At 47.1% G+C, this 23,150-nt stretch carries 24 protein-coding genes and 3 pseudogenes; 9 read left to right on the top strand and 18 right to left on the bottom strand.

Annotation, left to right across the window (positions count from 1 at the left end; translation table 11 throughout):
- Window positions 1-35: 35 nt before the first annotated feature.
- Together AR383_RS18540 and AR383_RS18535 are read right to left on the bottom strand one after the other, a co-directional pair.
- Window positions 36-1,679 (bottom strand): methyl-accepting chemotaxis protein, encoded by a 1,644-nt coding sequence (locus tag AR383_RS18540; protein WP_198150174.1) that lies wholly within the window; start codon window positions 1,677-1,679, stop codon window positions 36-38.
- A gap of 284 nt (window positions 1,680-1,963) precedes the next feature.
- Window positions 1,964-2,143: a hypothetical protein gene (locus tag AR383_RS18535; protein ID WP_055734476.1), complete on the bottom strand. Its 180-nt coding sequence runs from the start codon at window positions 2,141-2,143 to the stop codon at window positions 1,964-1,966.
- Window positions 2,144-2,354: 211 nt separating this feature from the next.
- Here AR383_RS18535 and AR383_RS18530 point away from each other — a divergent pair.
- The 6 genes and pseudogenes from AR383_RS18530 to bluB form a co-directional block, all read left to right on the top strand.
- A pseudogene (locus tag AR383_RS18530) lies at window positions 2,355-2,567 on the top strand (VF530 family protein); the annotation flags it as partial.
- A gap of 80 nt (window positions 2,568-2,647) precedes the next feature.
- Window positions 2,648-3,589, top strand: coding sequence for a lipid kinase YegS (gene yegS, locus AR383_RS18525; RefSeq protein WP_055734474.1), 942 nt, complete (start codon window positions 2,648-2,650; stop codon window positions 3,587-3,589).
- 198 nt (window positions 3,590-3,787) lie between these two features.
- On the top strand, window positions 3,788-4,384 hold the full coding sequence (locus AR383_RS18520; protein ID WP_055734473.1) for a class I SAM-dependent methyltransferase: 597 nt from the start codon (window positions 3,788-3,790) through the stop codon (window positions 4,382-4,384).
- Between the two features lie 183 nt (window positions 4,385-4,567).
- Complete coding sequence (locus tag AR383_RS18515) at window positions 4,568-5,191, top strand: NAD(P)H-dependent oxidoreductase (RefSeq protein ID WP_055734472.1); 624 nt, start codon at window positions 4,568-4,570, stop codon at window positions 5,189-5,191.
- Window positions 5,188-7,101, top strand: coding sequence for a monovalent cation:proton antiporter-2 (CPA2) family protein (locus AR383_RS18510; protein ID WP_055734471.1), 1,914 nt, complete (start codon window positions 5,188-5,190; stop codon window positions 7,099-7,101). The genes AR383_RS18515 and AR383_RS18510 overlap by 4 nt, the downstream gene beginning before the upstream one ends.
- 92 nt (window positions 7,102-7,193) lie before the next feature.
- The gene (bluB, locus tag AR383_RS18505; RefSeq protein ID WP_055734470.1) at window positions 7,194-7,859 is read left to right on the top strand and encodes a 5,6-dimethylbenzimidazole synthase; all 666 of its coding nucleotides are present in this window, start codon (window positions 7,194-7,196) and stop codon (window positions 7,857-7,859) included.
- 50 nt (window positions 7,860-7,909) lie between these two features.
- Here the strand turns inward: bluB and AR383_RS18500 are convergent, their stop codons facing one another.
- The 7 genes and pseudogenes from AR383_RS18500 to AR383_RS18470 all read right to left on the bottom strand — a co-directional run bounded on the left by AR383_RS18500 (window position 7,910) and on the right by AR383_RS18470 (window position 13,261).
- Window positions 7,910-8,398 (bottom strand): chalcone isomerase family protein, encoded by a 489-nt coding sequence (locus AR383_RS18500; protein WP_055734469.1) that lies wholly within the window; start codon window positions 8,396-8,398, stop codon window positions 7,910-7,912.
- A complete protein-coding gene (locus tag AR383_RS18495) occupies window positions 8,391-8,864 on the bottom strand; it encodes a DUF2878 family protein (RefSeq protein WP_055734468.1) in 474 nt (157 codons plus the stop codon). The genes AR383_RS18500 and AR383_RS18495 overlap by 8 nt, the downstream gene beginning before the upstream one ends.
- 5 nt (window positions 8,865-8,869) lie before the next feature.
- Window positions 8,870-10,093, bottom strand: coding sequence for an SAM-dependent methyltransferase (locus tag AR383_RS18490; RefSeq protein WP_055734467.1), 1,224 nt, complete (start codon window positions 10,091-10,093; stop codon window positions 8,870-8,872).
- Window positions 10,094-10,133: 40 nt separating this feature from the next.
- Window positions 10,134-10,850, bottom strand: coding sequence for a DUF1365 domain-containing protein (locus AR383_RS18485; protein ID WP_055734466.1), 717 nt, complete (start codon window positions 10,848-10,850; stop codon window positions 10,134-10,136).
- Window positions 10,847-12,099, bottom strand: a pseudogene (locus AR383_RS18480) (NAD(P)/FAD-dependent oxidoreductase). The gene AR383_RS18485 and the pseudogene AR383_RS18480 overlap by 4 nt, the downstream one beginning before the upstream one ends.
- A 14-nt stretch (window positions 12,100-12,113) precedes the next feature.
- Window positions 12,114-12,827, bottom strand: coding sequence for an SDR family NAD(P)-dependent oxidoreductase (locus AR383_RS18475; protein ID WP_055734465.1), 714 nt, complete (start codon window positions 12,825-12,827; stop codon window positions 12,114-12,116).
- A complete protein-coding gene (locus AR383_RS18470; protein WP_055734464.1) occupies window positions 12,827-13,261 on the bottom strand; it encodes a nuclear transport factor 2 family protein in 435 nt (144 codons plus the stop codon). The genes AR383_RS18475 and AR383_RS18470 overlap by 1 nt, the downstream gene beginning before the upstream one ends.
- Window positions 13,262-13,408: 147 nt before the next feature.
- On the opposite strand from AR383_RS18470, the gene AR383_RS18465 reads away from it, so the two are divergent.
- Genes AR383_RS18465 through AR383_RS18455 form a run of 3 tightly spaced genes read left to right on the top strand, consistent with a single transcriptional unit; the run spans window position 13,409 to window position 15,364 of the window.
- A complete protein-coding gene (locus AR383_RS18465; protein WP_055734463.1) occupies window positions 13,409-14,023 on the top strand; it encodes a hypothetical protein in 615 nt (204 codons plus the stop codon).
- A 32-nt stretch (window positions 14,024-14,055) separates the two neighbouring features.
- A complete protein-coding gene (locus tag AR383_RS18460) occupies window positions 14,056-14,685 on the top strand; it encodes a sigma-70 family RNA polymerase sigma factor (RefSeq protein WP_229711142.1) in 630 nt (209 codons plus the stop codon).
- Window positions 14,678-15,364 carry a ChrR family anti-sigma-E factor gene (locus tag AR383_RS18455; RefSeq protein ID WP_055734462.1) on the top strand — a complete coding sequence of 229 codons (687 nt, stop codon included), beginning with the start codon at window positions 14,678-14,680 and terminating at the stop codon, window positions 15,362-15,364. The genes AR383_RS18460 and AR383_RS18455 overlap by 8 nt, the downstream gene beginning before the upstream one ends.
- A 64-nt stretch (window positions 15,365-15,428) precedes the next feature.
- On the opposite strand, the gene AR383_RS18450 is transcribed toward AR383_RS18455, so the two are convergent.
- The 9 genes and pseudogenes from AR383_RS18450 to AR383_RS18410 form a co-directional block, all read right to left on the bottom strand.
- Window positions 15,429-16,379 carry a chemotaxis protein CheV gene (locus AR383_RS18450; protein ID WP_055734461.1) on the bottom strand — a complete coding sequence of 317 codons (951 nt, stop codon included), beginning with the start codon at window positions 16,377-16,379 and terminating at the stop codon, window positions 15,429-15,431.
- A 223-nt stretch (window positions 16,380-16,602) separates the two neighbouring features.
- Window positions 16,603-17,112 carry an RNA methyltransferase gene (locus tag AR383_RS18445; RefSeq protein WP_055734460.1) on the bottom strand — a complete coding sequence of 170 codons (510 nt, stop codon included), beginning with the start codon at window positions 17,110-17,112 and terminating at the stop codon, window positions 16,603-16,605.
- 132 nt (window positions 17,113-17,244) lie between these two features.
- A complete protein-coding gene (locus AR383_RS18440; protein WP_055734459.1) occupies window positions 17,245-17,739 on the bottom strand; it encodes a DUF2937 family protein in 495 nt (164 codons plus the stop codon).
- 286 nt (window positions 17,740-18,025) lie between these two features.
- Window positions 18,026-18,852: pseudogene (locus AR383_RS18435) on the bottom strand (mechanosensitive ion channel family protein).
- A 124-nt stretch (window positions 18,853-18,976) separates the two neighbouring features.
- Window positions 18,977-19,588 (bottom strand): hypothetical protein, encoded by a 612-nt coding sequence (locus AR383_RS18430; protein WP_157051790.1) that lies wholly within the window; start codon window positions 19,586-19,588, stop codon window positions 18,977-18,979.
- A gap of 221 nt (window positions 19,589-19,809) precedes the next feature.
- Entirely contained in the window at window positions 19,810-20,247 is a 438-nt protein-coding gene (locus AR383_RS22265; protein ID WP_055734457.1) for a TonB-dependent receptor domain-containing protein, read from the bottom strand.
- A gap of 29 nt (window positions 20,248-20,276) precedes the next feature.
- A complete protein-coding gene (locus AR383_RS22545) occupies window positions 20,277-20,681 on the bottom strand; it encodes a TonB-dependent receptor plug domain-containing protein (protein ID WP_055734456.1) in 405 nt (134 codons plus the stop codon).
- A gap of 175 nt (window positions 20,682-20,856) precedes the next feature.
- The gene (locus AR383_RS18415) at window positions 20,857-21,900 is read right to left on the bottom strand and encodes an AraC family transcriptional regulator (protein ID WP_055734455.1); all 1,044 of its coding nucleotides are present in this window, start codon (window positions 21,898-21,900) and stop codon (window positions 20,857-20,859) included.
- A complete protein-coding gene (locus AR383_RS18410) occupies window positions 21,893-22,828 on the bottom strand; it encodes a GGDEF domain-containing protein (protein WP_188407354.1) in 936 nt (311 codons plus the stop codon). Before AR383_RS18410 ends, AR383_RS18415 begins: the two co-directional genes overlap by 8 nt.
- Window positions 22,829-23,150 lie beyond the last annotated feature (322 nt).

Genomic DNA, 23,150 nt, shown 5'->3' with positions numbered 1-23,150 from the left:
TTTGCTTACAGAAGTGTCCTATTCGGCCTTATCTCCTAAACTCGATAAGCTTGTATTTCTAGCCTGAGTTGTTCAGCCAACTCTGCCAATACTAAGGTTGAACTGCTGTTTTGCTCAGCACCGCTAGCGGTTTGATTAGAAATTTCACTAATGCTGGTAATGTTTTGGTTAATTTCTTCGGTGACCGAACTCTGCTGCTCAGCGGCGGTAGCAATTTGAGCATTCATCGCAGAAATCTTATCCACGCTTTGCGTAATGAGTGCTAGCACCTCGCCGGCAAGCAAGGATTTTTCTGCGGTTTGTTTGGCACTCTGCGCCCCTTGTTCTAAGCGGCTCATGGCTTCACGACTGCCCTGCTGTAGCTGAGTAATAGTTTGCTGAATTTCGCCGGTAGATTGTTGAGTTCGACTGGCTAAGGTTCTAACTTCATCGGCCACTACCGCAAAGCCTCGTCCTTGCTCTCCGGCACGAGCCGCCTCAATGGCCGCATTGAGCGCTAACAGGTTGGTTTGCTCGGAAATACTTTGAATCACTTCGATCACGCTGCTAATTTCTGCCACATGTTGCGCTAGATTTTGCATTACCCCCACCGTATCCTGCATTTCTTGCGACAAGGTCTCTACCATGTTGATGCTTTGTTGTACCACCTCTTTACCTTGGTCGGCGGCATGGTCTGCTTCCTCTGATGCTTCTGCCGCGCCACTGGCGTTTTGCGCCACTTCATGCACGGTAGCGGTGAACTGGTGAATCGCTGTGGCAATAAGCTGAGTTTGCTGTTGCTGGTCAAACACGTTCTGCTTAGTTTGCTCGGCAACTGTCGAGCCCTCTTCAGCGGCGCTGGCTAAGCTGTCGATGGAGGCCTGATTAGTCGCCACTACGTGTTGGAACTGAGTCACAATGTTGTTTACATCATTGGCGATATGGCTAAATTCGTCTTGCCCACTAAGCTCAATACGTTGAGTCAAATCGCCTTCTACAATCAACTTAGATTTCTCTTGTAACTGGCCCGCTGCTCCACTCACTCGTTTCATGGTAAGAATTGATAAACCCACAATCACCAACAAACTAATGAGGGTGATAATAGCCACGCCCCACATAAACGCGCGAGTATTACTTTGTGCTGTCGCTAAAGAGGAAGCGGCTTCAGTCACCTGTGCTTCTAAAAATTGCTCAGCGTGTTTTGTCACCTCTACGTAACTTGGATTAATCACTTTTAATAAAGCCAAGTTAGCTGCTTGGAAATCCCCTTTTGCGATAGCGTTTAGCGCCACCGTAAATCCTTGCTCAGCAATAGTATCGAGCTGGCGCTCTAAACTAGAAACAATTTGCTGTTCTTTGTTATTTAACACCACCCCCGCCAATTCAACATCCACAATATGATGCAAGTCTTTCATCGCTTGCTGAATATCATTCACATGCAAAGACACTGGATGGTCATGCATATTAACGAATTCAGACTGGGGAGCATGTTGAAAAGCGAGTAACAAAGAGCTTCGAGCTTGCCCCAAAGCGTCAAGAATTCTACCCGCCCTGATGGTGTGCTGCATTCCCTCTGAATACATATCATTGATTGAATGGGTTGCCGCATTCATCCCTGATATACCCTTGTAGGCTAACAGAGAAAAGGCCATAAAAAACATCACGATCATAATCTTTAGGCGAGCGCTAACAGTTTGCATATCTTGTTACTCAATTGAAATTTAATAAAAATTAACAGCCAGATAGGGCTTGCTGCTTACCTTAAAACAGTAGGCCATAAGTCCTTTACGCTACCAATTAATCGATTGACTTCAATCAAGAAAAGGCAAGTTATTTATAAAAAACTTAAGTTCTATGACGGGGCGCTATATAGGGAGAGAAGAGTTGTTCAAGGCTTAAACAAGGTTCAGTTTAGCTGAATGATTGGCGCAAACAATTCACCAAATGATAAGAAAAGAATAAGCCGCGATGCGGCTTAGTCTATTTACACTTTAATATTAATATTTCCACCAAGACCCGGTCTGCTCGCAGGAGCAACTTGTGGGACTTCGGCAGCGGCAACAAGTTCTTGTACTGCTTTACCGTCTTGCTTTTGTTGGCCTTGGGCCAACTGTGCTGAGATCACTTCCATCGATTGCGAAGTGCTTGCTCCACTGACTTCCATTCTACCTCCTATTCCTGGACATCAGCCTTTTGTCGGCTGACTAAACGATAACTTTAGCTTTTGTTGCCAATTATTTTCCATTTTTAACAAGCATTATGTTGCCGAGCCAAGAACAACACAGTACTTCACTCAGCCCCTCTTATAAGTCTTGGCTACCAGCCGCCCCCCGGCAGCTGATATACTTAGTGAGAACTAATTAACGGCCACTAGCATGACTCAAAAAAACAACCCATTGCATGGTAAAACACTACAAGCCATCCTCACCGAACTCGTCGACTTTTATGGTTGGGAAGGGCTCGGCGCAAGAATCAATATTCGCTGCTTCACCCATGATCCCAGCATTAAATCTAGCCTTAAGTTTTTACGTAAAACCCAATGGGCACGTGATAAAGTAGAAAACTTATACCTACGCATGAAAGGCCTCGCTTAAGGTCAACACTTCACCATCATGCAGTTTGTTGTTTATAGTATGAGCCAGCATAACGCGAATAACAGCGAGGAATCATGGCACTAAGACTGATCCTAAACGGCAAAAAAGCCCAACAAGAAGAACTGCGTGAAGCGATATTTGCCCTACGAGAACAAGGCCACGACATTCAAGTTAGAGTGACTTGGGAAGCCGCCGATGTGCCACGGCTGATTGAAGAAGCCCACCAACAAGGTTGGGATCACCCCGATAAAACACTAATGATTGGCGGCGGTGACGGCTCCGTTCAGGCGGCTGTTTCAGCGTTAATGCAACTGCCTAAAGATGAGCGCCCTAGCCTTGCCATTATGCCGCTAGGTACCGCCAATGACTTTGCTAGCGGCTGTGGCCTACCGCTAGAGGCCAGCGAAGCCTTACAGTTCGCCTTACAAAATCAGCCGCAAGCGATTGATGTGATTCGCGTTGAAGAGCCAGACGAACAATCAAGCCATTACTTTTTAAATGTACTCAGTGCCGGTTTTGCCGCACAAGTGACCGCCGATACCCCCACGGAGCTAAAAGATTTGCTTGGCGGTGGCGCTTATACCTTAGCGGGATTACTTAAAGCGGTGAGCTTTAGCGCTTACCAAAGCGAGTTCAGTAGCGCAGAACAAAACTTTAATGGCGAATTAATCGTGGCCGCCTTATGTAATGGCAAACAAGCGGGCGGAGGCCAAGAGCTAGGCCCTAAAGCGCTAATCAACGATGGCCTACTCGATGTTTGTATCATTAAAGCCTTCCCAGCCATTGCCTTAAGCCAAGTCATACAAGAAGCCAGCGCCTTTAGCAAAGGAGAAGCACTGGCCGATGCTGAATATGTAATGAGCTGGCAAACCGACAGCCTCGACATAAAGCTAGAGCAGGCGCTTCCCTGTAACCTTGATGGCGAACCCTATCAGTTTAAGCAAGCCCATATCGAGGTAGAACCACAAGCTCTTAGGCTGATTGTTGCCAAAGGTAGTCCCTGCTTAAGTCAATAAGCGCCTATCTACCAACTCGCAGCAACATTCACTAAATCGCTTAGAAGGTGCGCCTGAGTGAGCGTCACTGATCACCATTGTTTAACCACCTTAATGCGGTAGCGCCAAGCAGACAAAAATAATCTCACAACAGGTCTCTGCTTAAATCAATAAACACGATAAACTGCTATTGATTGTTAAGTGCCAAGGAGAGTGAATATGTGGGATCAACGTTATCAACGATCGGATTATATCTACGGCACTAGCGCCAATGACTTTCTGCGCGCCGAGAGCTCAGCGATACTGCAACGGGGAAAGGTACTGTGCTTAGCAGAAGGCGAAGGCCGCAACGCCGTTTATTTAGCCAGCCAAGGCTATCAAGTCACAGCGGTAGACCAATCTGCCGTTGGACTAGAAAAAGCCCAATTATTGGCTAAACAACACGACGTTACCATTCATACCGAGGTGGCCGACCTAGCCACTTATGACTTAGGTGAAGAATGCTGGGATGGCATTGTATCTATTTTTGCCCACATGCCCGCGCCACTGCGTAAAGACTTGCACCAACGCTGCGTTAAAGCCTTAAAGAATACCGGCGTATTTCTCTTAGAAGCGTTCACTAAACGACAGCTAGAAACCGAAGGTCGAGGTGGGCCTCCCGCCGAGCAGTTAGACTTTTTCATGTCTTTAGAGCACCTCAAACTAGAACTGGCTGGCTTAGAGTTTTCGATTGGCCGAGAGCTTACCCGTTATATTGACGAAGGCCACTATCACCAAGGAGAAAGCAGCGTGGTGCAAGTGCTGGCCATAAAATAAACCAAACCATTTAACCTTGGCTTGCTCAACGAGAGTAAGCCCTATTAGCTCGGTCCTAGCCCCCAAAGGCTATGTCTTAAACTAATGATAAACACAGTTTTTGCTTGAATAGCCTAGCCAAAACTACCTATATTAAATTCAGTTTTCACTGCTGCGCATTCGCAGGCTTATTAGGGATTAACTATGCCTCAGCAGAAACAACGTGTATTAATACTGTTCGCGCATCCTTCTCAAGAGCGCTCCGAGATCAACCGGCCGATGTTTAGACTAGCGCAGCAGATCCCCGGCGTGACTGCGGTAGATTTATATGCCGAATACCCCAACTTCCATATCAACGTAGACAAAGAACAACAACGGCTACTCGCCCACGATGTGGTGATCATGCAGTTTCCCTTGTATTGGTATTCAACCCCGGCCATTCTCAAAGAATGGCAAGACTTAGTCTTGGAATATGGATTTGCCTATGGCAAACACGGCAATCACTTACGCGGTAAGTTATTTATGGCGGCCCTCACCGCTGGCGGCGTAGAAAAAGCCTATCAAAGTGAAGGTTATAACCACTTTTCAATTCGCCAACTGTTACACCCCTTAGAACAAACTGCCTGGCTCACCGGCATGCGCTACTTAGCACCATTCGCGCTGTTTGGCTCGCGCACCGCAGTAGAAGAACAACGCCTAGAGTTACACCTAAATAACTGGTCGCAACTGCTGCATGCTTTAGTTGAAGACCGCATTGAGCTAGACATCGCATGCCAGCTAGAAAACCTAGCGACGCTGCCTACCGAAGTATTTAAGGAGCGCTCATGACAGGTTACTTTTTACAAGCTTTTGTTTACCTGATTGCCGCGGTATTGGCGGTGCCTTTAGCCAAGCGGCTCGGCTTAGGTTCGGTACTCGGTTACTTAGTCGCAGGGGTGATGATTGGGCCGGTGATCGGCTTAGTCGGCAGCGAGGCCGCAACCATTCAGCACTTTGCCGAATTTGGTGTAGTAATGATGCTGTTTGTGGTGGGGCTAGAGCTAGAACCCAAGATGATTTGGAACATGCGCCACAAGCTACTGGGCTTGGGCGGCCTGCAAGTTAGCCTAACCACCTTAGTGGTGATGTTGGGCTGTCTCTGGTTGGGTTTAGCTTGGTCTATCTCTTTGGCCATTGGGCTTATTTTTTCGCTTTCCTCCACCGCGATTGTATTGCAAACCTTTAACGAGAAAGGCTTAAGTAAAACCGATGGTGGCCGCTCGTCGTTTTCGGTATTGCTATTTCAAGACATGGCGGTAATCCCAATGCTAGCGCTAATTCCCTTATTGGCACTGCCTGAGCTGATTACCCAAAACCAACAAGCCAATAACGCCGTCGCCAGCCATGGCGAAAACCTGCTGCTTAGCGCCCACCTACCCGGTTGGGCTTATGCCCTAGTGGTGGTGGCTGCAATTATTACGCTGGTTACCGCGGGGCACTACTTAAGCCGCCCCTTATTTCGTTATGTGGCCAGCTCGGGCTTACGGGAAATTTTTACCGCCGCCACCCTAATGCTGGTGATAGGCATTGCTGCATTAATGAGCTTAATTGGCCTATCCCCCGCTTTGGGTGCGTTTTTAGCGGGAGTAGTATTGGCCAACAGTGAATTTCGCCATGAGCTGGAATCCACCATCGAGCCCTTTAAGGGCTTGCTACTAGGCCTATTTTTCATCACCGTGGGAGCCGCTGTCGACTTCGCGGTATTGTCTCAGCATTGGCTGGTCGTTATCGGCTTAGCCTTGGCAGTGATTGCGGTTAAAGCGCTGATCCTATTCTCTCTGGCCATCGTGTTTAAAATTAAAAACAGCGACCGCTGGTTGTTTGCACTAAGTTTGGCCCAAGCCGGTGAATTTGGTTTTGTCTTGCTTAACTATACGGTGCAAAACAATGTACTGCCCTACAACCTCTCTCAAATATTGTCGCTAGTGGTAGCCTTTTCGATGTTTCTCACCCCGGCACTGTTCATTGTGTACGACAAAGTTATCCTACCGCGCTATGCGCGCAGCGAGAATCACCGAGAGCCGGATGAAATAGATGAAAAAGGCACGGTAATTATTGCCGGTATTGGCCGTTTCGGACAAATCGTTAACCGCTTCTTAACGGCCAATGGCATTAGTACTGTGGTACTGGATCACCAGGCTGGCCAAGTGGAGCTGATGCGCAAAATTAACATAAAAAGCTATTTTGGTGATGCCTCGCAACCCGAGTTATTACATACCGCAGGCATAGAAGAAGCCAAGTTAATGGTGGTCACCATCGACGACAAACAACGGGTCCGAAGCATTGTGAAGTACGTGAAGAAGTATCACCCCCATGTGCGCCTAATGGTACGCGCCTTCGACCGCGGCCATGCCTACGAACTGCGCAGCCTTGGTGCCGACCACGTGATTACCGAAGCTTATTACTCGGCCTTAGAAATGGGTGGGCGCGTGCTCAACGAATTGGGCTTTCATCCCTTTAAATCAGAGCAGCTAAAAACCGCCTTCGACCAAATCGAAAAAGATCATAAAGAAAAACTCTATCAAACTTGGCTAGCCAGCAGTGAAGACAACCGCTTTAGCAACGACTATCGCGAACTATTTTTACAACTAGAAAAATTACTGGGTAAGGCGATGAATCGCGATCGAATCGACGGCCATTCCGAAGCCGACCGCGCCTGGACACCGCCGCCGAAAAACTACCAAGACGACTACCAATAAGTGCAGCTGAGAAGAGCTTTAGAAAAATGAGCAAGCATTGCAGAATGACCACGCTTCAGGCTTAATGGCCAATTTTAGCCATAGAGAGCAACATGCAGATAAACCAAGCTGAGCGAGATGCGCTTTACAAAGTCATTTATTCTCGCCGTGATGTTCGCCAAGACTTTCTGGATACTCCCATAGAGCAAGCGGTGATTGAACGTATTTTGCAGGCCGCTCATCACGCTCCCAGCGTTGGATTTAGCCAGCCATGGGATTTTATTTTGGTTCACCAGCCCGCCACCAAACAGGCGATAAAACAAGGGTATGAAGCGGCCAGTGCTAAATCGGCCTTACAGTTTTCGCCAGAGCTTCGCCAAACTTACCAAAGCTTTAAGCTAGAAGGCATTGTAGAAGCCCCCTTAGGCATTTGTGTTACCTGTGACCGAGAGCGAAATGGACCAGTGGTTATTGGCCGCACCATCAAACCAGAAATGGATTTATACAGTACAGTCTGTGCCATTCAAAATATGTGGTTGGCGGCGCGTGCAGAGAACATCGGGCTAGGTTGGGTGAGCATTATTGATGACCAAGTGCTGCGCGATGCGCTGAACATACCACAGCGCTTAAGCATTATTGGCTACCTGTGCCTTGGTTATGTCTCCCATTTTGCCGAGCAGCCCGAATTAGAGCAATTTGGCTGGTTAGCCCGCGAAGACTTAAAACAATTGGTACATGAAGAACAATGGCAGGACAAGTACAGCCATCAGCAACCTTAGCCCGGCGCATGTATAAAACAGCAACCAATCTTGAGAGAACTGGGTGAAGCTCACTCCCCACCCACCAGCGCTTGTTGTTGCTCTGGAAAACGGCTGTTCTCTGATAACCAAATATCGAGAAAATGCTGACTAAATAAATCGTCGTTCATTTTGCCTATGGCTTGGCCATTTAAGAAAAAGGTGGCTTGGTTGGCAGAACTGGCGAAAAGCTGTAATTGGTCCCCCTCTGTTAAGTCAGGCCAAATCTCGGCGAGTTGACCAAGCCAGCGCTGACAAGGTGCCTGTTGGCAAATGCCCAAGCGCTGCCACTCGTCTTCGGTGGCCTCTAACAAAGCGCTTTGTTTGATGTCTCGCAAATAGTGAATGCTCAAACTCATCGGATAGCGCTGTGGCTGATATTGTCCATCAGGGCTATGCAGGCTCACCTGGTATATTGGCCAAAACAACCAACGCAACTGGGCTTCGCCGACTTTTTGTAAGGCTGAATTTGGTACGTTTGCACTGCTTAACAGCGCGGCTAGTAAAATAGAATTAAGCATGGCGCGGCTCCAATAAATACAGGGCTAGGCAGGCTAATCCCGTCCATAAAGGAAGTAACAGCACAGCGGTCAGTTCACTGCTAGGCTGTAAGCTTAATACCTCGGCTAAGTTAGCTAAATAGTAGGAAACTGGCCCCATAATCCCCACCACCAACAACAACAAGGTACGCCCCAAGGCGAGTAAAGAGGGCAGCAACAGGGCGAAGCTGACCCACAATAAGGCCATAAACAAAGGTAAGCCGGGCTGCTTAAAGCTTAATAGTTCAAGCCATACCAACAGCCAATCTGCCGCTATGCCTAATCCGGCTAACAGCGCACAGGGCAGCAGCACGGCGTAGCCAAAACGATAACTTTGCAGGGCTATTAGCGCGACTATGCCCAATAACATCAGCAGTTCGGCATCGGCCCCCCAAAAAAAGGCGGCCAACCAATTCAGCTTAAAGGCGACAAAGCTTAACCAAGGCATGAGTATTACTGCTTCACTAAGGTTAACTGTTCGGTGCCAATATTACGGCTACGGAACCCCGCTTCGCAGTAGGCAAAGTAAAAATGCCACAAGCGATAAAACTGCTCGCTAAAGCCAAAGTTTTGCTTACCCTCTTGGCGTTGCTGCAGCACTCGTTGATGCCAGTGTTGCAAGGTTTGGGCGTAATCTAAGCCCATTTCAAGGCGTTGCACGGGGATCAGTCTTTGCTTGCTAAACAACTGCTTAAGCAAGGAAGGTGAAGGCAAGAAACCACCGGGGAAAACATATTGCTGAATGAAATCCACACTCTTGCGATAGGCAGAGAAACGACGGTCATCGATGGTAATGGCTTGCAGTAACATGCGACCGCCCACTTTTAAGCGCTTAGCACAGATCTCGGCAAAGCCTGGCAGATATTGCTCGCCCACCGCTTCAATCATTTCTACCGACACTAACTTGTCGTATTCACCACTGAGGTCACGATAGTCTTTATTCAGTACCGTAATTAAGTGCTCCAGCTGTTGCTGTTTAACCAACTGTTGCACATGGGCAAATTGCTTATCAGAGATAGTGGTGGTAGTCACCTTACAGCCGTAGTGCTTGGCCGCATACATGGCAAGGCCTCCCCAACCGGTGCCGATTTCTAGTAGGTGGTCATCGGCGCTTAACTGAAGTTGCTCACAAATGCGCTTCAATTTTTGGTTTTGTGCTTGCTCTAAGCTCAGCGCTTGGCCTGCGAACAAAGCCGAGGAATATTGCATTTGCGAATCAAGAAAAGATTGATAAAAGCCGTTGCCTAAGTCGTAGTGAGCCAGAATGTTTTTCTTGGCTTGGCGCTTATGGTTACGACGAAAGAAGTGCTGCAACTTCATCCAGCCATCACTCAGCCAATGTAAACGGCGGTCTAAGCTGTCTATTTGCTGTTGGTTATTGGCCAGCAACTGCAACAAGGCATGCAAGTCTGAACAGCGCCATAAGCCGTCGATATAAGTTTCTCCGGCCGCCACACTCCCCCCGCGCAAAATACGCGCAAACACTTGAGGGTCGAGAATGTGCACTTCCACATTATTGGGATGATCTAACTCGCCAAGATGAATAGAGGTATAACCTGGCTGGCTTAGGGTAATGGAGCCTCCTTTTAAGCCGGCAAAACTGTTTACTACTAATTTTCTGGCCCAATTTACGCTGCCTCCTAAAGAGCCAAGTAACAGAGATTTTGCAGTTGTCATAGTATGTCCTTACACAAGCCTATTAATGAATACCTTGTTACTACGGGTGTGCGTAAAATGGCACTTTCTTCAGCCACAGCTTCAAGGCCTGCCAATAAATTCCCGCCACCACTTTCAAGGTCATCAGTGGGTATGTTTTTATTACGCGGCGAAGACTAGAAGAGTTCAAAGGTTGCTTAAATAAATTCAGTCCAGCAGAAAATTCTTTCTGTTCACGCCAACAATTGATCACAATTTGCAGTTGCTGCTGAGCCAACTCAACCTGCCAGCAATACTGCATGTCCATAGGGTTAAATGGCGATACATGGAAAACCTTGTCGTGGGCGGCTAGTTCATTGAGATTCAACCAATACTGATGCTTTTCTTTCCACGGCGTATTGGTGACTTCGGCCAGCAAGTAGTCAAACTTTTCGCCGTCACCGTAGAGCACAAAGTTCACCGGACTAAAAAACCAGCCCAAACAGCGCAGTTGACCTAATAATACGATTTGTTTGGCTTGATAATCGGCTTGAAAGCGGCGTTGTGCGGCCAAGGCTTTATCGTAAATAGAACCGCCTTCCTTACCTAAATAATCGGCGGCCTTCAGCCGTAACCAGGGCAAAAACCGACCAAAATTAGCCAATTGGTCTTGCACCGCCTGCTCTTCGGCCAAATCAATGTAGGCGTAATAGAGCTTGTAACTAAAGCCATGTTTTCGCGGCACAAAGCGCTGGTGAAAGGTCTCACCAAAGGCGATGGCAGAGTGCTGAATGCTCATAGCTCTACCCCAAATTGACGGCATACTTCCACCGCCGAGCGCACTCCATCTTCGTGAAAACCGTTATGCCAATAAGCGCCACAAAAATAACTATGATTGTGGCCACTGATTTGCTCGCGTTGCTGCTGAGCCTGATGACCTTCGATAGAAAAGATCGGATGCATATAGTTAAAGCGCTTAATGATCTTGTCTTCATCAATGGCTTGCAGCGGGTTTAGCGTAACGCAAAACTGTGGCGCATCATCTAAGCCCTGCAAGCGATTCATGTCGTAGGTTACGCTGGCGAGGCGATCGCCACGCTCCTTTGTCGGCGGCAACAGATAATTCCAGCTAGCCCGCGCTCGATCAATGCTTGGCAGCAAACGCTGGTCGGTATGCAAAATCACTTCATTAGGCTGATATTTGAGTTTGCCTAAAATATCTTGCTCTTGGGGGTGGCTTGCTCGCCCAAAATGGCTAGGGCCTGGTCACTATGGCAAGCAAATACCACTGCATCCCCCTGCCACTGCTGGGCATCTCCATAGTCGATAGTGACGCCTTGCTCACTTCGCTGCACTTTGTGCACAGGAGCATTTAAGTGAATGTTGCCCTCTAGCCCGGCGAGTAGCGGTTTAATGTATTGTTTGGAGCCGCCGGGGATGACATACCATTGAGGGCGGTTGGTGACATCTAATAGGCCGTGGTTTACAAAGAAGCGGGCAAAAAACTGCATGGGAAATTGATTAATCGCATTGAGCGTAGACGACCAAATGGCCGCGCCCATGGGCAATAGGTAGTTTTCTTGAAACATCGTAGAAAAACCATGTTCAGCTAAAAACTGACCCACGCTCAGCGATGGCTCGGCATCTACGGCTTGCTTGGCCAGCTTGTTAAAACGCAGGATTTCACTAATAAATTTATAGAAATGCGGCTTAAATAAATTACTGCGTTGAGCGAACAGGGTATTCAAATTATGCCCATTATATTGCAGTCCCAACTCAGGATTCACCACACTGAAGCTCATTTCGGTGGGCTGGGCCTGAATACCTAGTTTGGCGAGCAGCTTATTAAACAGAGGATAAGTACGGTCGTTAAATACGATGAAACCACTGTCTACGGCGTAGCTCTTTCCCTCGATTTCCAGCTGATTAGTGGCGGTATGTCCGCCCAAATAATCATTTTGTTCCAATAAGGTCACGTGGTGGTCTTGCTGTAGTAAATGGGCACAGGTCATGCCTGAAATCCCCGAACCAATGATGGCTATTTTCATGAGTAAAAACGTCCTTATTTATTCGCTAAACGCTGACAAAGTGCTTGCTGCCAGCGCGCCGGTAAGCAACTTAGCGCATGTAATATCCCGCTAAAAACACCGGGAAAGTTGATTCTAGCTTTGCCCTTAACCAAGCCTCGGCGAATATAACGACTTGCCTGTTGTGGGCTAATTAGATTGGGCATGGCAAAGCTGTTTTTATCGGTTAGCGGAGTTTTAACAAAGCCCGGCTGAATGCAGTGCACTGATACCTGCTTAGCTTTTAAATCAGTCCCCAAGGCCAGAGCAAGGTAATCCACCGCCGCCTTACTGCTACCATAGGCGCCCGCTTGGCTAAACGGTAACAAGTGCGCCAAACTGCCCACCAACGCGAGCTGACTATGTGGTTTTAAGTTTGGCCACAGCGCATCGATACAATTGGCCATGCTTTGCACATTGTTTTGCCATACCCGGGCAAACAACTCGGCGTCAAAGGCTTGCGGGTCAAGGTATTCACAATCTCCCGCCGCCAGTACAATTAAGTCCAGATCGGCTAAATCGGCAAAAGCCTCACGCACTTGGTTTAACTCGCTCAATTCTACTTGTATCGGCTTAATGCCCTGCTCGGCTAAGGCTTGCAAGCGTGGCGCATTACGCCCTTGCCCCCAAACCTGATGCCCCTGCGCGACGTAATCGAGGGCCAATTGTTTACCAATACCCGAGCTCGCCCCGGTGATAAGAATATTCATTAGCGCAATCCATCTTTAAGTTTCTTCGACAACCAGCCCAGCAGCGGTACATGGTCATGCAACATGGCGCTTAAATCGTAGTAATCACGGTGGTAATAAATTTTGTCAGTGAACTTCAGTAAACTGATGCCATCTACCACAATCTCTTTTCCTTTGCCCAACTTGGGATGGCTAAAGCGCATTTGCCAAGTTAAGCTGCATTCGCCTTGGCCCAATAAGCAGTGGCCAAATTGAAAATCACAATACTCGGTATTCACCAGCAAATGTTTGAAATACTCTTCGAGCGGCGCTAGCCCATACAAGTGGTGAACCGGATCAACAAACTCAATATTTTCACTATACAGCTCGGCTAAGCTGGCAATCTTGGCCAAACTCAAGTGCCTATAAAAGTCTTCTAGCTGGGTGATAATCGGTGGTTTTGCTGCATTATCCATTATTTATCATCCTAACAATAAAAATTATAAGCGTTTGTTTACATTATCTTTAACCATAGTACGTGATCAGCGATAAAAAAGATCATTCATCTTTTTTCTGCTTGCTTACGTAAATAAAGTCAAATCGCTACTTTTAGGACTATTGGCTTGAATAACAACCCTTGCTTACCCTTATTCACCACTCGTGAACATTTAATGCCGCAGCGTTTAGCTCAACTGCGCGGCCAAGGGTTAATGTTCACAGAGCGCTTACGCGCTGCTGAAAAAGCCGGCGGTCTGTGGCTAGCTCATCAAGACAGTGGCGGCGACAGTGCTATTCAACCCGGTGACTTAGTCTGCTTTGCAAAAATTACTCAGATAGATTGGCTCAGCCAGTCGCAAATTGTGGCCGATTGTGAGATCCACCACTGGGCTGTGGTGGTGACTGCCACTCCTTCATCAGCTAAACAATGGCCTTGTGCAAGTCTCACCGCAAAGCCCATTGAACTGTGGCCGCAACATAGCGGTGCTCAACATCAACAGCACTTACAACAAGCGCTAGACTTAGTATTACAACAACACCCAGAATTAATGGTAAACGAGCTAACTACCAGTCCAACGGCCACTAAGCTAAATCAACTGTGTTGGCGTTGGTTAGAGTTGCTACCATTACCACTTAGAACCAAACAGCGGCTACTACAGGCTCCGTCTGTTGAACTGTGTTTACGCTATTTGACATTTATTTTGCGACGCAATGATCGTTTTACTGAACTGCCGCGTTAATCAGTTATCAATCCGACAACGATTTTGGCAATATGGAAAGACACAGCACCCAATCGACTATCGGTGGTAAAACTAAAACCATGACAGGCTCGTTCACCCCGTCTAACAGTGAAGATGATGACATTGCTTTGTTGTTGGCCAATATTGCCAGCAAACAATGCCGAGACAGCTATCAAAGTCTGTTTCGCCAAGTCGCTCCGCGGCTACTTAATTTGGCGCGTAAGCAATTAGTTGACGAATCTTTGGCTTTAGAAATGGTTCAAGAAACCATGCTTAAGCTTTGGTTAAAAGCTGGTTTATATGACGCCTCTAAAGGCAACGCCATGACTTGGATTTTCTCGGTTTCACGTAACGTGAAATTTGATTTAATGCGCAAAGGTAAACACCAACAAAGTTGGGTACAAGGCGACGATTTGTGGCCGGTTCTAACAGAAGATCAAGACCATGACAGTATTCCCGAGCTTGACCAAGAGATAGTTAGTCGTGAACTACAACAGGTGCTAAGCCAGCTTCCTGAAGAACAAGCTGAAATAGTTAGGCGAGTTTACTTACATGGGGAATCGCAACAACAGGTATCAGAAATGTTAGAGCTGCCGCTTGGCACCGTAAAAAGTCGTCTTAGATTAGCCTTGAAAAAAATGAAGGAGGCACTGGATGAGTAAGATCCAATTTCATCCGCCTGAGCAAAGTCTCAGCCACTATGCTCAAGGGCAGCTTGACCCAGCAATGAGCCTAATGCTAAGTGCCCATCTGGAGTTCTGCGCACACTGCCGGCAAAAAGTCGCCGACATCGAACAGCAACTTGCCGTTGAGTTAAGCGCTGTCCCCGATGTCCCCGAGCAGGCGATGGAGCAAGAGCTAGATTCCATGCTACAGATGATCATGCAGCAAAGCCCCGATACAGCGATAGCTGTAGAGCAAACAGTGCGCCAGCAACAAATTGAGTTGGGCGAAAAGCAGTTCACTCTGCCACGCGCGCTGCAAACCCATGCCGAGCACATTGGCCCCTGGGGACGTTTACCAGGGAAAATCCAACGTGCCAGAGTCGATGCACTAAGCAGCAGTAAACTGAACTTTATTTATATGGATCAAGACAGCAGCTTGCCAGAACATACTCATCAGGGTCAGGAGATTACGCTGGTTCTAGCGGGCAGCTTTCACGATGAAGCAGGTAGCTATCACCCGGGGGATTTTGTGATTCAGAATAAGCAGCATCAGCACAGCCCGCGCACCGCAGCTAATCAAGACTGCCTGTGCCTAACCCTGTTAGATGCACCACTGCACTTTACTTCAGGCTTAGCTTCGTTGCTTAATCCCTTTAGCCAATTGTTCTTTAGGTAAAACCTCGCTAAAGATAGGCATAAAAAAACCAGCGATTCGCTGGTTTTTTATTTAGGCCAATGGGCTATTTAGCAATTAGCTCACGCATTCGCTGTTGCACCACATCTACCAGTAAGTCTGGCTGGAATTTAGAGATAAAGCGATTACAGCCGACCTTCTCTACCATGGCTTGGTTAAAGCTACCGCTAAGCGAAGTATTTAAGGCGATAAATAGTTCGGCCATACGCGGGTCGTTACGAACCTCGGCGGTAAGTCGATAACCGTCCATTTCCGGCATTTCCGCATCGGTAATCATTAACAAAATCTCATCGTAAACCGACTTACCCTGCTCCAACCAACGCTTCAATAAATTCAAGGCCTGTAAGCCGTTTTCCACCTCGATTATCTCCATGCCTAGCTGGCCCAAGGTGGCCTTAACCTGACCACGCGCAGTAGAAGAATCATCTACGACTAGTACCCGCTTACCATGAAGTAAGGAGACCACATCTTTATCTAAAGTCTCTTCAGAAATGTTGACCTTGTAACTGACAATTTCAGCCAAGACCTTTTCAACATCGATGATCTCAACAATGCGATTGGCTTCTTGATAGTCAATTCGAGTAATTGCAGTAAGGTAGTTGCTGCGCCCAGCAGAAGAAGGCGGTGGTAGAATGTCTTTCCAAGAGGTATTTACGATGTGCATGACCTCACCCACCATGAAGCCCTGAACGCTGCGGTTATACTCGGTAATAATGAGATTACAATCGCCTTGCGCTTCGGCTTTGGCGGGGGGCATTTTTATTGCGGCGCGCAAATCAATCACCGGAATGGATACACCTCTAAGATTAACCACACCACTGATATGCGAGTGCGACCCCGGTAACTTATTCATCCTTGGTAGTTTTACGACTTCTTTCACTTTGAAGACGTTAATAGCGAACAGCTGCATTGAGTTGAGTTTAAAAATCAGCAGTTCTAGGCGGTTCTCTCCCACCAATTGAGTACGTTGGTCTACGCTAGCTAAAACACCAGACATACTACTTAACCTATTCCTTGTTCATTGATATTACATTATAGCCACCAGCTCGAGAGCAACAAAGAGAGGCTAGGCTTAAAAACCTCCAATTAGCGGGACAGCACACAGTTTTCACCGTTTTGATGCCAAACGATCAACATGGTAAGTGAAGAAATTGCCTTCTAACTCAAAATTTAACAGGGAGTTACAGTAAAACCAGCACCATAGATGGCTAATAATAAGGTTAAGACTTCACTTTGAGGCGGTTATTCACATCGCGACTTTGCCTAATTAGCGCGTCATCGCTAGGCACTGTAGCCAGTTTAGCTTGGCGATCGTAGAGCACCACATTTACCGTGGCCGCCAAGTTTAAACATCCTTGAGTGGGAATATAAACCACCTCATCGGCTTGATTAACGATCTCTTGGCTAATTGAGCCATCTTCAGGGCCAAACACATACAAGGCATGTTCAGGATGCTGAAAATCCGGTAAGGCGGTCGCGCCCTCCACCAGCTCAATACATACCACTTTTTGCTGAGGCTTAAGCCGAGCAAGAATATCATCCAAACCTTCTAAGGGAATGTTGAGGCTTTGGTTTTTGGTATCGGTATTAAAACGTGCCGCTCGCGCATAACGTTGGCCGGTATAAAACACCGCATCGGCTTGAAAACAACCTGCCGCTCGCATCACCGAGCCCACATTGCTGGGGCTTTTGGGATTGAGCAAAGCGATTTCAACTGTAGATTTAGACATCAGAACTACCACAACTTAGGCCTAGCGAGTGCTAACTCACTGAGCAAAAAAATTGCGCCGATTGTACCGCAACAATAAGACAATGCCACTCCTAACAAATAAGAGCTAGCACCGGATAAAACTTACAACAACTTATAAACGACGCTTGGGCCGAAACAAGCGACGTAATGGCCACAACAAGATAGCGCCAACTAGCAAAGCAGTAACAAAGCTGTAAGCCACTGCCATCACGTTTAAAGGAATGCCCGGCTGAAAGTTAAGGCTCACTTCGCGCAATAAGGGCCAATTATTAGGTGAGAACATAAAGCGGGTTTTCTCTAACCAATTACCATGTTTAAATATTTGCAGAGCGTCAGTTAAACGCTGATACTCCTGCATGGTTTGCTCTTTTAACAGCGCATCACTACGTACCGCAGAATTGGAATTACGCTTAAAATCCTCAATCATGGCATATACATCGGGATATTCGTGGCGCTGGGCGTTCAGTTGATAGGCTTCGACCTGCGCCTGAGTAGAGAGAAAGTAACCATTCACCAACTGCAGATAATCATTGGCCAACAAAGGCAGCTGAAACGAAGCCAACAGCAAGATGCTAAACACCAGTTTATCTAAGGTATTGATGAACAAGTTCCCACTCCGTTAGTTATCAATGTTAACTGCGAACAGCATAAACTCACCACACCTTAGCAGCTAAAATACCGATTTCACATCATTTCCTGGCACAACTGCGACCGCTGCATAGCGTGCCGCAAGCTAGCCTTTTTCTCTAGCGAGTTAGGCAAACGAAGCTAAGCTTACAGCGTATTTAAGTGTAGTGATTAGAGAGTCTTAGGGAAATCAGCAAGGTGAATAGATGGGAGAAGCGGGGCAGCCTAAGCGAACCTCTCCGCTTAGGCTTTCGCCATAGATTTAACTAATCTTGCTTTTCAATAATTAACTTACGATGTGGGAAGGGGATCTCGATGCCATTCTCATCTAAGGCTTTCTTAATCAACTCAGGCACCGAATACAATACACTGAAGTAATGCTCGCCTTGGCAAAATGGCCGCACCAAAAAATCCACCGAACTATTGTTAAGTGTTTCCACTTCAACAAAGGGAGCAGGATCTTTAAGGATCAGCGGATGAGCCGCCAACACCGCATCAATCACCTCTCGCACCTTATCGGTATTTTCCTTATAGGCCACACCAAACCGCATATCCACACCCCGCACACTATGATGCGAATGGTTGGTAATTTGACTACCCCAAATTTGGCTATTGGGCACAATGATTTGTTGATTGTCGAAGGTTTGCAAAATGGTGGTGAATAGATCGATTTGCTGCACCTGTCCAAACTGACTGGCAGCGTTGATGAAATCGCCTACTTTGTAAGGGCGGAAGATCAACAGCATTACCCCCGCAGCTAAGTTAGACAAGGTGCCTTGCAAGGCCAAGCCTACAGCCAAACCTGCCGCACCTAATAAGGCTACTATGGAGGCGGTTTGCACCCCAAAACGATTCAGCACGGCAATGGCAACAAAGGCTAATACACGTATTTACCTAAGCTACCTAAAAAACGAAACAGGGTATCGTCTAATTTTTGATACTTAGCCCCAATGTCGCAGATCAGTCGGTCGACCTTTTTAGCGATAAATACACCAACAATTAGAATTAACGCGGCAATAAGCACATTAGTAGCACCTGAAACCAGCATCGGGAAATACTGGTTTACATCCAGATTTTGTATGTAGTCTTCCATCTCGATTCCTTGAATTAATGCCGATTCAGGGGCGAATCGGTTTGTTTAAATCCTAGTAAGGTCTGGCAGAAACACTGTTATCGTTTTAAACGGCCGACCCATCAGCTTATTTTAAAACTAAATACTAAGTCTTGCTGATAATATTAATTAATTGTTGCTGTTGGCGTTTTAGTTTTTCATATTCCGGCTTAACCAAGTCAAGCAAGGCTTGATGAGGCCAGTTATTCACCGATACATGAGTCGAATAATCATGCTGTTGCCAATTGGCCAGCACCGCTTTATAGGCGGCAATGTGGGCCAAAGCTTGTACATAGGGTTCGGGAATGTCGCTGGAATCTATCAAGTCGATATTATTCAGCAATAAGGCTTCGGTTTTGGCATTGAGTGGCTCAAACACATGAGTCATCCAATGCCGCCACACTTGCTTTTCCTGCTCGCTTAGATCCAAACCAGGCCCAAAGTAGCTAGCTTGACCATGCTGTGGCCGGTGTTGTTGCCAAAAACACCGCCAAGCTTCATCGCTAGCCAATAGCCGAACATACAAAGGGCCATACAGTTCTTTTAGCTGACGATTCACACGAGCCAATTGATTGGCCTTGTTATCAAAATGCCAGCGATGAAAGTAAGTGACTATCCACCCCACTAGCGCCAATATGGCAGCCGCTATCAGCGGAATAATATCCAACCACTCGGCTCGACTTAATTCCATATCACAGCGCTCTGACCATAAACCCATAGATGCAAGCCAACATAAAAAAGCCTCTTTGCTTGGCACAAGTATTAAGCCTTAACCATGTTGATGAATGTCACAAGCCGCGCAAGCGAACTAGTTGTATTAAAAATTTTACAAAAACAGCAACCCAAATGCTGAATAGAAGATGAGAGAAGAGAAATACTGAGCCAGCGATATAGCAGGCTCAGTTCAGGATCCCCTCCCCTAGGAGGGAGATGAAGGGCTTACCAACGATAATTGGTAGCGAACATAATGCTACGAGACTGACCGTCGTAACAGTAGTAGTCACAACCGGAGACGTAGGTTTTATCCAATAGCTTATTTAAGTTTAACTGAGCATCCCAGTAGCTCGACAAATGATAACTAATGGCTGCATCCCACAGGGTGGCACTGGGTACAGTTCTTAAACTACTTGCAGGATTATCTTGCGATTCACCGATGTAGCGCAGGCCAGTGGCAATGTTTAAGCCTTCCACGCCCAGTAGGTAAGCATCGTAATCAAGCCAAAGGCTAGCAGCATGCTTAGGAATTAAGCCCGCTTGCGGTGTTCCCTTGCCACTCGTTTCGTCGGTTTTAGCATCGGTAAAGGTGTAATTAGCACTCACTTGTAAGACGCTGTTCAGTTGCGCAACAACATCAAGTTCTAGGCCCTGTGAAGCCATTTCACCGGTTTGCGTCGCTACCCAAGTCTTTAGTTAGTGACTAAGGCATTCTCCTGAGTGATGTCGAATAACGCTACGTTTAGGTCACCATCGCGGAACAATCGGCTACCATCGAGGTAAATAGCTACGTCAAAACCGCGCTCTTTAAACCAATCTGTATCATTGTCTGCGCCATAAGGCTGGCTGGTTACACCTGAGGTATAAGGCAGCGCTTCATCTAATTTTTGCGGAGCACGAGTACGTAGTTCCTGTTCGGAAATAATTGATAGGACGCGAGGTGATTCACTGGCTGGAGTTTCTACTTTTAGCGCGTCGGCGGTAATCACCATAGTGTCGATGGCGATGCTTTGTTCTTCACCATTAGCACTTTGAGCAAACGCGACAGAAGCCGCACCAAACAACAGTGCGAGAGTAATATTATTTAGTTTTGTCATTTTGGTCTCAGTGGATCCATTCATGACTTGAAGGAAACGCGAATGACAATACCCATCATTTATACTTATCAACAAAAGCATCCCACTAACGCTAATAAAGATAAAACCTTAGTGATTTAGGTTAATAGCTTGTTATAAATAGACTACGACGGTGAACTGCCGAACTGAAAGGGCTTTAGCTGCGGCTCCAACGACGCAGCGCACGGCGAAAATTACTCACATCAAAAAAGTTGAGCTGTTGCGCTAGCTGCTCATCGCTATAGCCATATTCATCACGCAAGTGAAATACCTGCTCTTGCCTCACTTCATCGCAGAGTAGACGATAACAACTATGATGTTGCTGTAGTTTGCGCTTCAAGGTCGCGGGGCTCATAGCCAGTTGCTCGGCGAGCTCGGCTAAACTAGGAATTTGCGGCAACGCTTGGCGCATCAACTTACGCACTAAACTGAGCAAGCCCTGCTTGCCTTGTTGTGGCTTAAGATTGGCCAAGGCTAAGCGAAAGCGCGTCTCAGAATGCTCTGGCCAGAGCGTGTCTAAATAAGCCACATCGATGCTTAAACTGTTATAGGCGCAATCAAAATTCAGCCTTCTTCCTAGGTAAACCTCATAGAGCTCTGGGCGGGGCGGGGCCGAAAAAGCCAAATTAACTTGCCAAGGCAAGGGCTTGGCCGCACGCCACTGGCAAAAGGACAGCACCGCAGAAAATAAGGTTTCGATTAACCAAATATTGAGTTTTTGCTTATCGCTGCTCGACTTAGGCGCTGCTAGTTCACCAAAGGGGTCTTCCACCAATAACTGACACCGCTGTGCCGACCTTTGAATACGCAGCTTTAACATAGGAAAGTAGATACAGGCATAGTCTTCCAATAAGCCCAAAGCACTGGCCAAATTGGGCGCATGGCTCAATAAGTGAGAGTAATCTTGAAACATCCCCGGCAATAAACGCTGGCCAAACAAAAAGCTCAGTTCTTGCTCGCCGGGCAACTTGCTCATATTTAAGCAAAGCTGGGCCAACTGGCGATTACTCACCTGATATTCACCACTAAATACATCTTCATAAAAGATGCGAGTGCGACTCAGGGCGTAATTAAAATTTAATCCTCGGTCGGCCAGCAGATCTAACAACAGCGCCAAATGTCCCTGCGCCGGAATGTAGGCCTGATCGCGCTCCCACCACTCCAAAGGCGCGTTCCCGCTGCTTAGCTGGGCTCTAGTCATTAGACTGCTTATTCTTAGCTAAATCATCAAGCGCTTGGTTTAACAAGCTTTGGGATGAGTTTGCAGAGCTAGCCAAGGCCAAGCCGCTATCGATAGTTAAGCGACAAGCTTCTCCCGCCACGGGCAGGCTAAAACTCTCTATGTTTTGCTGCAGCTCTGCAGCCAATTGACGCGCTTGCTCTGGCCGTACATCACTAAACACCACCACAAAACGCGCAGCGGCGTAATGGCACAACAGATCATTCGCCCGCAGACTCAGCAGTAACAGTTCACTCACCTTTAACAGCAGTTGGTTTCCATGCTTGGCCCCATGTTGATGCAGTAAATGATTGAACTGGCGAACTTCAATAAATAACAAGCCGGTATGCTGCCACTGAGCTAAGTTAGCGGCCCGCTTTATCAAGTTTTGCTTTAAATAAGCCAAGTCGGGAATGTGCAGTGATTTATCTAAGTCATTAGGCTGACTAAAAATATGCTGCCGCTTCCCCAGATACAAATTGGTGGTTTGCTGCTCTCGGCGCCAGCACCAAAATGCCGCGGTAATCAGCAACAGGCCAACTGGGCTGGCTTCTAGTACGCTATCCCACTGAATATTTTCCGGCAGGCGAATAAATTCATCCAGTAAATCTTGTACTAAGGCGATATCGAGCAGGATCAAACCCAGTGCAAATAAATGAGTGACCCGCCCCTTGGTTCGCACCGATAGGATCAGCAGCAACCAGCAAAACACCATTAAAGCGCTAAGCCCCTCGCCTACAATATCAACCCAATCCCATTCCCAAGCCTGCTTAAACTCGCCGATGTAACTATTCAATGCAAATTGAACACTCAATAGCAGCAGCAAAAGTAGCAGCCAATGCCAATGCGGCCTTAGCGCACTAAAAAATGCACTTACTTGGTAATAAATCCTTATCAGGGCATCAGCCACTGTCACCTCCTCACAAGCACGCTTAGGTGCAAAACGCAGGCAGATTAACAGTGCAAAATGCAAGAAATATGAAAATAGTCCGAATAGCTCAGCCATTTTGCGCCCATTTGGCATTTTTATTACAGCTCTATGGCTAAGCCCGCGCAAAAGCCTAAGAGCATTAGCGCAGCGCTCGCAAGCCATCGACTAAACCTCTGCCGCCGCTTAGTCACAACAGCTCAAGCACCAGCCAACAGGCGCTTAAAGTCGCCTAATATCAGCTTTTAGACTTTGTTCTGTCACAAAAAAGTCATCTTAGACTTTTAGCGTCTAGCCACTTTTT

This window comes from Agarivorans gilvus (assembly GCF_001420915.1).
Lineage (GTDB): Bacteria > Pseudomonadota > Gammaproteobacteria > Enterobacterales > Celerinatantimonadaceae > Agarivorans > Agarivorans gilvus.
The sequence above is the reverse complement of the archived record's forward strand: the minus strand, read 5'-3'. Positions and strand labels throughout refer to the sequence as shown.

Excerpts from the sequence above, each read along its gene's own strand:
- AR383_RS18540 (WP_198150174.1), bottom strand. The coding sequence starts at position 1,679 with ATGCAAACTGTTAGCGCTCGCCTAAAGATTATGATCGTGATGTTTTTT.
- AR383_RS18535 (WP_055734476.1), bottom strand. The coding sequence starts at position 2,143 with ATGGAAGTCAGTGGAGCAAGCACTTCGCAATCGATGGAAGTGATCTCA.
- yegS (WP_055734474.1), top strand. The coding sequence starts at position 2,648 with ATGGCACTAAGACTGATCCTAAACGGCAAAAAAGCCCAACAAGAAGAA.
- AR383_RS18520 (WP_055734473.1), top strand. The coding sequence starts at position 3,788 with ATGTGGGATCAACGTTATCAACGATCGGATTATATCTACGGCACTAGC.
- AR383_RS18515 (WP_055734472.1), top strand. The coding sequence starts at position 4,568 with ATGCCTCAGCAGAAACAACGTGTATTAATACTGTTCGCGCATCCTTCT.
- AR383_RS18510 (WP_055734471.1), top strand. The coding sequence starts at position 5,188 with ATGACAGGTTACTTTTTACAAGCTTTTGTTTACCTGATTGCCGCGGTA.
- bluB (WP_055734470.1), top strand. The coding sequence starts at position 7,194 with ATGCAGATAAACCAAGCTGAGCGAGATGCGCTTTACAAAGTCATTTAT.
- AR383_RS18500 (WP_055734469.1), bottom strand. The coding sequence starts at position 8,398 with ATGCTTAATTCTATTTTACTAGCCGCGCTGTTAAGCAGTGCAAACGTA.
- AR383_RS18495 (WP_055734468.1), bottom strand. The coding sequence starts at position 8,864 with ATGCCTTGGTTAAGCTTTGTCGCCTTTAAGCTGAATTGGTTGGCCGCC.
- AR383_RS18490 (WP_055734467.1), bottom strand. The coding sequence starts at position 10,093 with ATGACAACTGCAAAATCTCTGTTACTTGGCTCTTTAGGAGGCAGCGTA.
- AR383_RS18485 (WP_055734466.1), bottom strand. The coding sequence starts at position 10,850 with ATGAGCATTCAGCACTCTGCCATCGCCTTTGGTGAGACCTTTCACCAG.
- AR383_RS18475 (WP_055734465.1), bottom strand. The coding sequence starts at position 12,827 with ATGAATATTCTTATCACCGGGGCGAGCTCGGGTATTGGTAAACAATTG.
- AR383_RS18470 (WP_055734464.1), bottom strand. The coding sequence starts at position 13,261 with ATGGATAATGCAGCAAAACCACCGATTATCACCCAGCTAGAAGACTTT.
- AR383_RS18460 (WP_229711142.1), top strand. The coding sequence starts at position 14,056 with ATGGAAAGACACAGCACCCAATCGACTATCGGTGGTAAAACTAAAACC.
- AR383_RS18455 (WP_055734462.1), top strand. The coding sequence starts at position 14,678 with ATGAGTAAGATCCAATTTCATCCGCCTGAGCAAAGTCTCAGCCACTAT.
- AR383_RS18450 (WP_055734461.1), bottom strand. The coding sequence starts at position 16,379 with ATGTCTGGTGTTTTAGCTAGCGTAGACCAACGTACTCAATTGGTGGGA.
- AR383_RS18445 (WP_055734460.1), bottom strand. The coding sequence starts at position 17,112 with ATGTCTAAATCTACAGTTGAAATCGCTTTGCTCAATCCCAAAAGCCCC.
- AR383_RS18430 (WP_157051790.1), bottom strand. The coding sequence starts at position 19,588 with ATGGGTTTATGGTCAGAGCGCTGTGATATGGAATTAAGTCGAGCCGAG.
- AR383_RS22265 (WP_055734457.1), bottom strand. The coding sequence starts at position 20,247 with ATGGCTTCACAGGGCCTAGAACTTGATGTTGTTGCGCAACTGAACAGC.
- AR383_RS22545 (WP_055734456.1), bottom strand. The coding sequence starts at position 20,681 with ATGACAAAACTAAATAATATTACTCTCGCACTGTTGTTTGGTGCGGCT.
- AR383_RS18415 (WP_055734455.1), bottom strand. The coding sequence starts at position 21,900 with ATGACTAGAGCCCAGCTAAGCAGCGGGAACGCGCCTTTGGAGTGGTGG.